At 67.4% G+C, this 12,648-nt stretch carries 10 protein-coding genes and 1 riboswitch; of the genes, 7 read left to right on the plus strand and 3 right to left on the minus strand.

Annotated features, from left to right (window positions below):
• Window positions 1-11: 11 nt before the first annotated feature.
• On the plus strand, window positions 12-1,301 hold the full coding sequence (locus tag RIL96_RS05365) for an adenylosuccinate synthase (RefSeq protein ID WP_310547986.1): 1,290 nt from the start codon (window positions 12-14) through the stop codon (window positions 1,299-1,301).
• Here the strand turns inward: RIL96_RS05365 and RIL96_RS05370 are convergent.
• A complete protein-coding gene (locus RIL96_RS05370) occupies window positions 1,236-1,901 on the minus strand; it encodes a TetR/AcrR family transcriptional regulator (RefSeq protein ID WP_310547987.1) in 666 nt (221 codons plus the stop codon). The genes RIL96_RS05365 and RIL96_RS05370 overlap by 66 nt on opposite strands.
• 103 nt (window positions 1,902-2,004) lie before the next feature.
• On the opposite strand from RIL96_RS05370, the gene RIL96_RS05375 reads away from it, so the two are divergent.
• The 6 genes from RIL96_RS05375 (at window position 2,005) to RIL96_RS05400 (ending at window position 10,243) form a co-directional block, all read left to right on the plus strand.
• A complete protein-coding gene (locus RIL96_RS05375) occupies window positions 2,005-3,171 on the plus strand; it encodes an acetyl-CoA C-acetyltransferase (protein WP_310547988.1) in 1,167 nt (388 codons plus the stop codon).
• Window positions 3,172-3,173: 2 nt separating this feature from the next.
• Complete coding sequence (locus RIL96_RS05380; protein ID WP_374761855.1) at window positions 3,174-4,838, plus strand: fatty acyl-CoA synthetase; 1,665 nt, start codon at window positions 3,174-3,176, stop codon at window positions 4,836-4,838.
• Window positions 4,825-6,063: an acyl-CoA dehydrogenase family protein gene (locus tag RIL96_RS05385; RefSeq protein WP_310547990.1), complete on the plus strand. Its 1,239-nt coding sequence runs from the start codon at window positions 4,825-4,827 to the stop codon at window positions 6,061-6,063. The genes RIL96_RS05380 and RIL96_RS05385 overlap by 14 nt, the downstream gene beginning before the upstream one ends.
• Before the next feature lie 82 nt (window positions 6,064-6,145).
• Entirely contained in the window at window positions 6,146-7,504 is a 1,359-nt protein-coding gene (gdhA, locus tag RIL96_RS05390) for an NADP-specific glutamate dehydrogenase (RefSeq protein ID WP_310547991.1), read from the plus strand.
• Window positions 7,505-7,626: 122 nt separating this feature from the next.
• Window positions 7,627-7,726, plus strand: a riboswitch (SAM riboswitch).
• A 4-nt stretch (window positions 7,727-7,730) separates the two neighbouring features.
• The gene (locus RIL96_RS05395; RefSeq protein ID WP_310547992.1) at window positions 7,731-8,996 is read left to right on the plus strand and encodes an acyl-CoA dehydrogenase family protein; all 1,266 of its coding nucleotides are present in this window, start codon (window positions 7,731-7,733) and stop codon (window positions 8,994-8,996) included.
• Entirely contained in the window at window positions 8,993-10,243 is a 1,251-nt protein-coding gene (locus tag RIL96_RS05400; protein WP_310547993.1) for an acyl-CoA dehydrogenase family protein, read from the plus strand. The genes RIL96_RS05395 and RIL96_RS05400 overlap by 4 nt, the downstream gene beginning before the upstream one ends.
• A gap of 362 nt (window positions 10,244-10,605) precedes the next feature.
• Here the strand turns inward: RIL96_RS05400 and RIL96_RS05405 are convergent, their stop codons facing one another.
• Both RIL96_RS05405 and RIL96_RS05410 read right to left on the minus strand, forming a co-directional pair.
• Window positions 10,606-12,018: an NtaA/DmoA family FMN-dependent monooxygenase gene (locus RIL96_RS05405; RefSeq protein ID WP_310548089.1), complete on the minus strand. Its 1,413-nt coding sequence runs from the start codon at window positions 12,016-12,018 to the stop codon at window positions 10,606-10,608.
• A gap of 88 nt (window positions 12,019-12,106) precedes the next feature.
• On the minus strand, window positions 12,107-12,625 hold the full coding sequence (locus tag RIL96_RS05410) for a flavin reductase family protein (RefSeq protein WP_310547994.1): 519 nt from the start codon (window positions 12,623-12,625) through the stop codon (window positions 12,107-12,109).
• Window positions 12,626-12,648: the final 23 nt, after the last annotated feature.

The following is a 12,648-nucleotide window of genomic DNA, read 5'->3' on the forward strand; positions in this document are numbered from 1 at the left end:
GGAGGAGACTCATGCCAGCGATCGTGATCGTCGGCGCCCAGTGGGGCGATGAGGGCAAGGGCAAGGCCACAGATCTGCTCGGCGGCCGTGTGGACTACGTGGTCAAGCCCAACGGCGGCAACAACGCCGGCCATACCGTCGTCGTCGGCGGGGAGAAGTTCGAGCTGAAGCTGCTGCCGGCCGGGATCCTCTCACCCAACGCCACTCCGGTCATCGGTAACGGGGTCGTGGTCAACCTTGAAGCGCTGTTCGAGGAGATCGACGGCCTCGAAGCCCGCGGCCATGACTGCTCCCACCTGCGGATCTCCGCCAATGCGCATCTGGTCGCTCCGTACCACCAGACCATGGACAAGGTCACCGAACGGTTCCTCGGCAAGCGGGCCATCGGTACCACGGGCCGCGGAATCGGCCCCACGTATATGGACAAGGTCGCCCGGTTGGGCATCCGAGTCCAGGACATCTTCGACGAGTCGATCCTGCGGCAGAAGATCGAAGGGGCGCTGCGGCAGAAGAACGAGCTGCTGGTCAAGCTCTACAACCGTCGCTCCATCACTGTCGATGAGATCGCCGAATACTTCCTCTCCTATGCCGAACGTCTGCGGCCGATGGTCGTCGACACCACGATCCTGCTCAATGACGCACTCGACGACGGCAAGGTCGTGCTCATGGAGGGCGGGCAGGCCACCTACCTCGACGTCGACCACGGCACCTACCCGTTCGTCACCAGCTCCAATCCCACTGCCGGCGGCGCTTCAGTGGGTTCGGGCATCGGCCCCACCCGCATCGCCCGCTCCATCGGAGTGGTCAAGGCCTACACCACCCGCGTGGGCGCCGGGCCGTTCCCCACGGAGCTGTTCGACGAGTGGGGTGAATACCTGCAGCGCACCGGCGGGGAGTTCGGCGTCAACACCGGGCGGCCGCGCCGCTGCGGATGGTTCGATGCGGTCATGGCCCGCTATGCGGCACGCATCAACGGGTTCACCGACTACTTCCTCACTAAGCTCGATGTGCTCACCGGCATTGAGCGCATCCCGGTCTGTGTGGCCTATGAGATCGACGGGGTTCGGCATGAGGAGATGCCGATGACTCAGACCGAGTTCCACCACGCCGTGCCGGTCTTCGAATACTTCGACGGCTGGACTGAGGACATCTCCTCAGCCCGCACTCTCGATGACCTGCCGACCAACGCACGGGACTACGTGCTCGCGCTGGAGAAGCTTTCGGCCACACCGATTTCAGGCGTCGGCGTCGGTCCCGGGCGCGACGAGGTCGTCGCCGTCCGCGACCTGATCGACGGCTGAATACCGCTTACCGGCATCCGGCCGTGCGGTGATCCCATCCACCAGCAGCGCCCCGAGCTGCCGGTAGGCCTCGCCGCCGTCGACCTCCCCGAGCCCTGCTTGCTGCTGGATATGTCCCATCGTCAGAGTCGCCACTGAGGCGACGAACTGTGCGGGCACCTGCCGCAGCTCTCCGCTGGCCATACCCTCTGCCAGCAGCTGCTGCAGCCGACAGGAGACCACCTCGATGTTCTCCCGGTAGATCCCTTCGGCCAGCGGGTGGGTGGCGACTTCGCGCATGAACTGTGGTGAGGCTGGCCGCAGAGCCTCGGCCATCGCGCCCAGGTACCGCCGCAGCCGGACGGTGGCCGGGTTCTCGGTGTGCAGTTCGGCGGAGGAGCGCTCGGCCACGTCTCGGAAGAACTCGATGATCACCCGCCGGATGAGTTCCTCGCGCGTGCGTCCCAGTGAGTAGATCGTCGTCTTGGAGCAGCGCAGGGTCACGGCGGCGGAATCGATGGTGAAGTCGGCGAACCCTTCGGCGAGGAAGGCGCGCAGCAGCTCGTCGAAGAGTTCCTGCTGCCGCGCAGTGCGGGGCCCGGGCCGTCTGGTAAAGGTCATGCACACCTTCTTCAGGAGCAGGTATGTACAGGGAACAGTACGATCGTCTACAGTTTCGTATTGTGAGCTGGATCTCATTCTTGCATATCGATAGGAGTGCTCCATGACCGAGGCCTATATCGTCGACGCCGTCCGGACCCCGGTGGCCCGACGCCGCGGCGGGCTCAGCGGCGTCCACCCTCTGGACCTGGCCGCCGCCCCGCTGCGGGAGATCGTCACCCGCCATCTGGAGGATTCCGCCGCCGTCGATGAAGTCATCCTCGGCTGCATCGATCAGATCGGGCCGCAGGGCATGGACATCGCTCGCAACGCCTGGCTCACTGCCGGTCTCTCCGAGGCTGTGCCCGGTACCACGGTGGAGCGGCAGTGCGGCTCTGGTCAGCAGGCCATCTCCTACGCCGCGCAGGCGGTGATGTCGGGAACCTCAGATCTCATCGTCGCCGGGGGAGTGCAGTCGATGAGCGCGATCCCGCTGTCGATCAGCAATACGCTCGCCGAACCCTACGGCTTCGCGACTCCCTTCGACGGCTCGCACGGCTGGCAGTCTCGCTACGGAGAGCAGGAGATCTCGCAATTCATCGGTGCGGAGATGATGGTCGAGAGGTGGGGGCTCAGCCGTGATGAGCTGGAGGACTTCGCCGTCGAATCCCACCGCCGGGCCTTGGCTGCCCAAGAGAAAGGCCGCTTCGACCGCGAGATCCTGCCGGTCTTCGGCGTCGCCGCCGACGAAGGGCCGAGGACCCCGGACCGGGAGAAGATGGCCTCACTGGAGCCGATCCGCCCCGGCGGCAGCCTCACCGCCGCTACGGCCTCACAGATGTCAGACGGTGCGGCCGCTCTGCTGATCGCCTCCGAGGCGGCGGTGCAGCGCCACGGCTTGAGTCCGCGAGCACGGATCCACCACATCTCAGCCCGCGCCGATGACCCGATCATGATGCTCAGCGCCCCCATTCCCGCCACCCGCTACGCCCTGGACCGGGTCGGGATGAGCCTGGAGGACATCGATCTGATCGAGATCAATGAGGCCTTCGCCTCCGTGGTGCTGGCCTGGATGCGCGAACTCGACGCCGACCCGGCCACGGTCAACGTCAACGGTGGGGCCATCGCCCTGGGCCACCCCATCGGCGCCACCGGAGCCCGGCTGATGACCTCGCTGCTGCACGAGCTGGAACGCACAGGAGGCCGTTACGGGCTGCAGACCATGTGCGAAGGCGGCGGCCAGGCGAATGTGACCATCATCGAGAACCTGCAGACGGAGAACCGCGCATGACCATGACAGACATGACCGAAGCCACCCGTGCCACTGTCCATGAGGTGACTCAGCATGTGCCTGCAGCCGCTTCGGCCGGGACGCTGTCCACACTGCTGCACCGCAGCGCTGACACCTACGGACGAGCCGTGGCCCTGCGCTTCGAGGAACGCAGCTGGAGTTATCGTCAGCTCGACGCCGCGGTGACGCTGCTGGCCGATCAGCTGCACCGTCTGGGGCTGCAGCGCGGGGATCGGGTCGCCGCCTTCGGCGCGAACTCGGACCTCTACGTGGTGCTGTTCCTGGCCTGCGCCCGCGGCGGGTTCATCCACGTGCCAGTGAACTTCGCGCTCAAGGGCGATGAGCTGACCTACCTGCTCGAGGACTCCCAGGCCCGCGTGGTCTTCGTCGAGCCGGAGCTGCTGCCGCTGGTCTCCGAGGTGCGCGCCGCAGGTGCGGCGGCCGATCTGGAGCAGGTGATCCCGCTGGAGCCCGCGGAGACGCTCACTGGGCCGGACTCGCTGCCGGATCTGCTGATCGCGGTCTCCGGCATCCTCGCCGGAGAGGCGGCGGAGGATGATGTGGGTGAGACTGCCGGTGCACCACAGAGCTCGTCGGCTCCCGAGCAGCCGGCGGACCCGGAAGAGATCGTCCAGCTGCTCTACACCTCCGGCACCACCTCCGCGCCGAAGGGCGCGATGATGAGCCATCGGGCGCTGCTGGCTGAGTATGTCTCGGCGATCATCGCCCTGGACCTCACTGAGGATGACCGGCCGCTGATCGCCATGCCCCTGTACCACTCGGCGGCGATGCACGTGTTCCTGATGCCCTATCTCTCCTTGGGCGCCACGGCGCGCATCATCCGCAAGCCAGTGATCGACGAGGTGCTGCGACAGATCGACGCCGAGCGCATCGGTTCACTGTTCCTCGCCCCGACGGTCTGGGTGCCGCTGGCCAACCGTGACGATCTGGGACCTTTCGATCTCAGCTCACTCGTCAAGGCTCAGTACGGTGCCTCGATCATGCCGACGCCCGTGCTGGACCGCCTACGGACGATGTTCCCCAAGCTCGGCTTCTATAACTGCTTCGGTCAGTCCGAGCTCGGCCCGCTGACCTGTGTGCTGCGCCCGGAGGATCACGAAGCCCGTCCGGCCTCCTGCGGCCGGCCGGTCCACCACGTCGAAGTCCGCGTGGTGGACTTCGACGGCAACCCGGTGGCCACCGGTGAACCCGGAGAGATCCAGTACCGCTCCCCGCAGGTCTGCTCCGGCTACTGGCGCAAACCCGAGGCGACGGCGGAGGCCTTCGCGGGCGGCTGGTTCCGCTCCGGTGATCAGGTGGTGCGTGACTCCCGCGGGTACATCGAAGTCGTCGACCGCATCAAGGACGTCATCAACACCGGCGGGGTGCTGGTGGCTCCGCGTGCTGTGGAGGACTGCATCTACGAGATCGACGGGGTCGCGGAGGTCGCCGTCGTCGGGCTGCCGGATGACCGGTGGATCGAGGCGATCACGGCCTTCGTCGTCCTCAAGGACGGGGTGCAGCTCACTGCTGAAGAGGTCCAGGCGCACGTGAAACGTCGGCTGGCGGACTTCAAAGTGCCCAAGGCGGTGGAGTTCGTCGCCGAGCTTCCCCGCAACCAGTCGGGCAAGCTGCTGAAGCGGGAGCTGCGCCGTGAGTTCGGCTGAGGGCGGCGGACCGCAGCAGCGGCTGACCCCGGAGATCGAAGAGGACCTGCGAGCACCGTTGGACATCGACCACCTGGGCGCATTCGCCCAGGCGACCGCGCATGACCTCGCCGTGCACCGGCGGGCCCGTGAACTGGTCGCTCCGATGGCTGACGAGCTGGCCGCGGCCTGGCACACGGCGGACTATCCGGTGCACTTAGTCCAGCAGGTGGCCGAAGCCGGACTGATCACCGACGGCGTGGAGGTGCCCGGGATGGAGCGGCTCTCCCCGCTGGCCGCAGGCTTCGTCGCCCTGGAGATCTCCAGGGTGGACGGCTCATTGGCCGCGGCCTGTGCGGTCCAGGGCGGGCTGGCGCTGCGGGCGGTGGCGGACCTCGGCTCCCCGGTCCAGCGGGAGCAGTACCTGCGCCGGCTGGCCACCGGTGAGCTGCTCGGCGCCTTCGCCCTGACCGAGCCTGACCACGGCTCCGATTCGGTGGCCCTGGCCACCACGGCCCGGCGTGACGGTGACGGGTGGACCCTGAACGGGCAGAAGAAATGGATCGGCAACGGCAGCGGCGGGGGAGTGACGGTCGTCTGGGCCAGGGACGACGACGGCGCAGTGCGCGGCTTCCTCGTGGACCAGCAGGCTCCCGGTTACTCGGCGGTGCCCATCACGCAGAAGGGGGCGCTGCGTGGGATCCACCAGTCGCTGATCACCCTGGATGAGTGCCGAGTCCCGGATGAGGCGCTTCTGCCCGGAGCGCGCAGCTTCGCCGACGCGGCCGCGGTGCTGATCGCCACCCGGGTCAACGTCGGCTGGTCTGCGCTGGGCCACGCGGTGGCACTGTTCGAGACGGCTCTGCGGTATGCCCGCAGTCGTGTGCAGTTCGGCCGTCCACTGGGCGCCCAGCAGATGGTGCAGGAGCGGCTGGCCCAGATGCTGGAGTCGATCACCTCCATGCAGCTGCAGGCCGCCGCCGTCGCCCGGGCGCAGGAGGCCGGGACGATGACCCCGACGCAGGCCTCGATGCTGAAGTACCACAACACCCGTGCTGCCCGCCGGGTGGCGCAGATCGCGCGGGACATGCTCGGCGGCAACGGGATCCTGCTCGAGCACGGGGCTATCCAGCACGTCGCCGATATCGAAGCCCTGCACACCTACGAGGGTACGGAGTCGATGCAGGCACTGCTGCTGGGCCGGGAGCTCACCGGTGTCTCGGCCTTCGGCTGGGCCGGGAGCTGATGGCGGCTGAGCGCTGTGGGGGTCCGAATCCGCCGCGGGGTTGTTAGTGTGAACACCAGAATCCCCGCAGGAAGGAGCTCCCATGAGCCTCACCACCGATCATCTGGAGTCGGTCTACGAGCAGGTCATTTCACGCAACCCCGGTGAGGACGAGTTCCACCAAGCGGTGCGTGAAGTCTTCGACTCCCTCCACCCCGTCCTGGCCGACCACCCGCAGTATGTGGAGGCCTCCGTCCTGGAGCGGATCTGCGAGCCTGAGCGGCAGATCACCTTCCGGGTGCCCTGGGTGGACGATGACGGCCGGGTGCAGATCAACCGGGGCTTCCGGGTGCAGTTCAACTCCGCGCTGGGACCGTATAAGGGCGGTCTGCGTTTCCATCCGACGGTGCTGGCCGGCACGGTGAAGTTCCTCGGCTTCGAGCAGACCTTCAAGAATGCGCTGACCGGGTTGCCCATCGGCGGCGGCAAGGGCGGGGCCGACTTCGATCCCAAGGGGCGCAGCGAAGCCGAGATCATGCGGTTCTGCCAGTCGTTCATGACTGAGGCGTACCGCCACATCGGCTATGACCTGGACATCCCCGCCGGGGACATCGGCGTCGGCGGGCGTGAGATCGGGTACCTCTTCGGCCAGTACAAGCGGATCGCCGGGCGCTGGGAGTCCGGGGTGATCACCGGTAAGGGTATCACCTGGGGTGGTTCCCTGGTGCGCAAGGAGGCCACCGGCTACGGCACCGTCTACTTCACCGACCACATGCTCCGGGCCACCGGGCGCAGCTTCGACGGTGCGAAGGTGCTGGTCTCCGGTTCCGGGAACGTGGCGATCTACGCGATCCAGAAGATCCAGGAGCTCGGCGGCGTCGTCCTGGGCGCCTCGGACTCCTCGGGCTCGGTCTATGACCCCGACGGCATCGACCTGAACCTGCTGCGCCGGATCAAGGAGGCCCAGCGCGGGCGGATCAGCGAGTACGTGGAGAAGCGGGACCGCGCCGAGTTCCTCGAAGGCCGCAACGTGTGGGCCGTGGCGGAGAAGTCCGACGTCGACATCGCCCTGCCCTGCGCGACCCAGAACGAACTCGACGCCGATGACGCCGCGAAGCTCATCAAGGCCGGTGTGGTTGCCGTGGCCGAGGGCGCGAATATGCCCACCACTCCGGAGGGGTACCGGGTGCTGCGTGAGGCCGAGGTGCTCTTCGGGCCGGGCAAGGCGGCCAACGCCGGCGGTGTGGCGACCTCGGCGCTGGAGATGCAGCAGAACGCCTCTCGGGATACCTGGTCCTTCGACTACACCGACACCCGGCTCAGCGAGATCATGGAGAACATCCACTCGGCCTGCGCGGAGACCGCCGCCGAGTACGGCCGTGAGGGCGACTATGTGACCGGGGCGAACATCACCGGGTTCCTGCGCGTGGCCGATGCGGTGATCGCCCAAGGGGTGATCTGAGCCAGCCTCTGCCCTGCGGGGCAGGCAGCGCAGCGCGCACGGCGTGGTGTTGAAGACCGTGCTGTGTCGAAGTGTGACGTCCGGCGTGACCTACTCGGTCACGCCGGATTAGTGTGAGGTGCGACCCATCCAGAGCGGCTGAGAGATCTGGCTCGACGACGCCGCAGCAACCCGGGATTCTGTGAGGATCGGCTCGGGTGCTACCGCCAGGATCGATGGAGGAGCGATGAGCGTTTCTGTGCACCCACCCACCCCTTACGACGTGCCTGGTCAGGCTGCGGGCTTGCTGCATGTCCCCATCAGTGACGCGCTGCGCCAGGCGCTCACCGCACTCGGCGATGGCGCGGTGAGCCGCGAGACGGACCGGACGTTGGCCTTCCAGGAGATCCGCGCACTGCTCGACGCCGGTATCGGGCGGCTGCGAGTTCCTGAGGAGTTCGGCGGTTTCGGGCTCAATTGGGTGCAGACCACAGAGGTGCTTCTGGCGCTCGCCACGGAGGACTCCAATGTGCTCCAAGCACTGCGCGCCCACCTGGCCGTGGAAGAGGAGGCGCTCTGGCGCGGGCCGGAGGATCCGGCGGCCGCACAGTGGCTGCGGCTGCTCGGACAGGGACAATCGGCAGGTAACGCCTGGACCGAGCCCGGTGCCGGCGGGCTGCACCACTCCGGAACCATCGTCCGGCGCACACCCGATGGGCTGAGGATCTCTGGAGAGAAGGCCTATACGACGGGGTCGATCTTCGCTGACTGGCTGGATGTCACCGCCGCTGATGAAGACGGCCGTGAACTGGGAGTCCTGGTCCGGCGGGATCAGCCCGGTGTGCACGTCCGGGACGACTGGAACGGCTTCGGCCAGCGGACCTCCGGATCCGGTGGGCTCACCCTCGACGAGGCTGAGGTGACACAGAGCGAAGTCCGTGAACTGGCCGATCGTTTTCCGTACCAGACAGGGCTCTACCAGCACATTCTGCTGACAGTGCTCGCCGGCATCGCGGAGGCTGCGGCCCGGGATATTAGTCGTGAGGTGCGGGTCCGCACCCGCGTCTACTCCCATGGGAATGCCGAGCACAGCGCAGCTGACCCGCAGTTGCTGCAGGTCGTCGGGGAGGTCGACGCCGCTGCGGCGGTGGCTCGGGCCTCCGTGGTGGAGAGCGCGCGCAGCCTTGACCGCGCTTTAGCCACCCGTACTGAGTCCGAGCAGTCCCAGCAGCGTGTGGCCACCGAGGTGGAACTGGCCACGGCACGGGCGCAGGTGGGACTGCACCGGCTGGTTCTGGACTCGGTGACGAAGATCTTCGACGCCCTCGGAGCCTCCGGGGTCGCCGCGCCGAAGGCGCTGGACCGGCATTGGCGCAATGCGCGCACTGTGACCAGCCATAACCCGTGGGTGTTCAAGGCCCGCATCCTCGGTGATCACCGGGTCAACGGCACGGAGCCTGTGCGGCTGTGGACCGTGGGAGAGCCAGTGCGAGCAGAAGGACAGAGCCGATGAGCCGGCAAGACACCACCCGGGTCCAGACGAAGAATGCGGCCCGGAGTCACTGGTCCGGCCGTGCGGAGGCTGAGGAGATCGAGCAGTGGTCCGCTGTTGCTCAGCAGGTGGCCGACCGGCTCGCCGAGGACGCGCTCGCCCGGGATCGCGCCAATGAGATCCCGCACCGTGAAGCCGCCCTGCTCAGAGACTCAGGGCTGGTCACCCTGCTTGATCCGGGAGAGCACGGCGGTGGCGGTGCGCACTGGGAGACCGCTTTTCGGGTGGTGCGCATCCTGGCGCGGGCGGACGCCTCGATCGCCCAGGTGCTGGCGTACCACTACATCAATGCCGGCAACATCACCTTCACCGTCCGGCAGGAGGCTGAGCGTCAGCCGTGGTTCCGTCGCAGTGTGCCGCAGGCGTGGATCTGGGGCGATTCGGTCAACCCGACGGACCCGGACCTGCGTCTGGCGCCGCATCCCGACGGCGGCTACGTGCTGACAGGGAAGAAGCGGTACTCCACCGGCTCCGCCGTCGGGGATGCCCTGCTGGTCAATGCCCGTGTGGAGTCCGGGCCGGAGTCTGGCACTGTTTTGGCGTTCGTCCTGGAGAATGGGCGCGAGGGTGTGGAGTACGTCGATGACTGGGACTTCTTGGGGCAGCGGCTCTCCTCCTCGAACAGTGTGGTCTACCACCAGGTGCCGGTGCATCCGGAGGATGTGCTCGGCTCGCTGACCGATGAGCCGTTCTCCACACTGGTGACCCCCGGGATCCAGCTGTTCTTCGGGAACCTGTATCTCGGTATTGCCGAGGGTGCGCTGGCCGAGGCTCGTCGGCTGACGAATGCGCGCCCGTCGTCGTGGTTCCTCTCACCGGCAGACCGTTACCGCCATGACCCGTTCGTCCAGCGGCTCTACGGGGAGCTGCGCTCGCGGACCGCCGCCGTCGAGGCTCTGGCTGACCGGGTGAACCGCCGGTTCGACGAGGTCATCGACCTCGGTGACGCCGTCACCGAGGAGGTCCGGGGAGAGCTGGCTGTGGAGATCGCCCAGGTGAAGGTGGTCAGTTCAGAGCTGGCCACGGACCTCACCCATCGGATCTTTGAGGCGACCGGTACGTCGTCGACGGCCTCATCCATCGGCTTCGATCTGTTCTGGCGCAATATCCGCACCCACTCCCTGCATGACCCGGTCGACTACAAGAAGCTCGAGGTCGGGGCCCACTACCTCAACGGCGAATACCAGCCGCTCTCGCTCTACACCTGAGCCTCGCTCGGAGGGTGAGGGAGGAGGCCAGCGTGACAGGTGAGGATCGGCCCCCGGAGACAGCCCGCCCGCCCCAGCATCGAGGGAGAGAATCTGGTGCCGACACGCCGGGTCTGGGGTGCAAGATTCTCTCCTTCGAGGCAGGCTTGGTTCCCACTTGTCATCGAGGGAGAGAACCTGGTCGCGACACGCCGGTGTGCGGCACCAGATTCTCTCCATCGATGGAGGGAGGTTCCCGGGAACTGTCCCGGCCGTGCGGTGCAGCGGTCTTCTCAGCAGCAGGGCAGAGATGTTCTCAGAAACAGGGTCTCAGAAACAGGGGAGGTCTCTCTGGCAGATGCTGACCGCGGGCCCCGGCATGGTCAGAGCCCTGGGGGAACCTCCGTGGCCGCCGCCGAGTACTCGGCGAAGGCGCCGCGGTAGCGGGCCGCCGGGTGAGACTCCGGGAGCCGGTCGGAGCCGGTGAGTGCGCCCCGCAGTGTCTGGGCAGGGGCTTCAGCATCCGGGGCCGGCCGGGCCAGCCCGCGTTCCCGCAGCACGGGCAGGACGTGGTCGATGAACTCCACATAGCTTCCCGGGATCTCCGCATTGATGATGTTGATCCCGTCGATGCCGGCAGCCTGCCAGGCCGCCAGCTCATCGGCGATCTGCTCCGGGGTGCCCACCACGCGGGTCGCCTGGGCCCGGAACGTGGCCAGGTCCCGTAGGGTCACTCGTCCGTTGGGCGCCATCTTCCGGATCTCACCCAGATGGCCCTGTGCGCCCTCGGTCTCCAGGTCATCCAGCGGAGTATCGATGGGCAGGCCGCCGACGTCGACGCCGAGGCTGCCGGCGGTGTGAGCGATCAGCGCATGCACGTCCAGAGATTCATCGAGCTCGGCCGCCTTGGCTTTCGCCTCTGCCTCAGTGGAACCGATCACGAAGGACAGCCCCTGGATGAACGCCACATCCTCAGCCCGGCGCCCGTAGGACTCGGCCCGGCGGCGGACGTCGGCGGCATGCGCGGCGGCCAGATCCCGGCGCGGCGCCATGGAGAACGTGGCCTCGGCATGACGCGCCGCCACGTCCCGGCCCCGCTCGGAGGAGCCGGCTTGGAAGAGATACGGAGTCCGCTGCGGTGACGGTGCGGAGAGATGGGGCCCGTCGATCTCATACCGCGCTGAGCGGTGGTGGATCTTCGCCACCTTCGCCGGATCAGCATGCAGCCCACGGCCCCGCCCGTGCTCCAGGGCCTTGTCCGCCAGCAGGGCACCGTCCTCCCAGGAGCCCTCCCACAGCTGATAGACGACGTCGAGGTACTCCTCGGCCCAGTCGTACCGGTCGCCGTGGGCGGTGAGCCCACCCCCGCCGAAGTTGCGGTGGGCGTTCTCCGTCGCCGAGGTCACCACGTTCCAGCCGACTCGTCCGCCGGAGAGGTGGTCCAGAGTGGAGAGCTGCCGGGCGAAGGTGAACGGGTGTGCCTGGATGACCGAGGAGGTCATCGCCAGACCGATCCGCTGGGTCGAGGCCGCCAGCGCGGAGATCAGCACCAGCGGGTCGTTGGCCGGGATCTGCAGGCCACGGCGGACATGCGAAGCCCATCCGCCCTCGTGGTCGCCGTAGACTCCGACCACATCGGCGAAGAACGCCAGATCGAACCCGGCCTCCTCCAACCGGCGGACCAGCTCCGTCCAGTGCTGAAGCTCGTTGAACCGGTGCTGCTGCGCGGTCTCACGCCGCCAGGCTCCGCCGAGGATGTGGCTGGTGGTGTTCATCAGGAACGCCGAGAGGATCAGCGGCTTCGCGGCACGGTGGGACGCGGCACTGCTGGATGCGGCGCTGCTGGATGCGGCAGGTTCGGATGCAGACACAGGCACTGTCACCTCAGGCCGAGAGCTCGAGGGCGGCGAGCTCCTTGAAGGAGCTCTGGTGGAAGACCATGCCCGCGGCACCGGGAATCGATCCGACGTCGGTGATCTCCAGGATGACGATGTCGTGATCGCCGGCGCGGACCTCGTCGTAGATCCGGGTGCTCAGCCACATCGGGCTCGCCGGGAGGGTCAGGGCACCGGCGTCGTCGATGGCGTAGTCGACTCCGTCGAACCGGGAGGCCCGGTCCTTCGAGGCCAGCTGACGGCACAGGCCGAACTGATCACGTCCCATGACGCTGACCCCCAGGGCTGGGGCCGAGCGCAGCCGGGGCCAGGTCTGGGAGGTGTGCTGCACGGCGAAGGTCACCAGCGGCGGTTCCAAGGACACCCCGACGGTGAACGTGGACGCCACCAGCGCCTGCGGGGCACCGTCGATCTGCGCGCCGACGGCGACCACACCCTGCGGGAAGTGCGAGAACGCCTCGCGCAGGTCGAGCGGATCGAAGGTCCGTGTAGTGGGAGTGGTAGTCATCTCTGTCTCCTCATGCATCGGGT

Origin of the sequence: Nesterenkonia aerolata (assembly GCF_031470965.1) — a bacterium.
Classification (GTDB): domain Bacteria; phylum Actinomycetota; class Actinomycetes; order Actinomycetales; family Micrococcaceae; genus Nesterenkonia; species Nesterenkonia aerolata.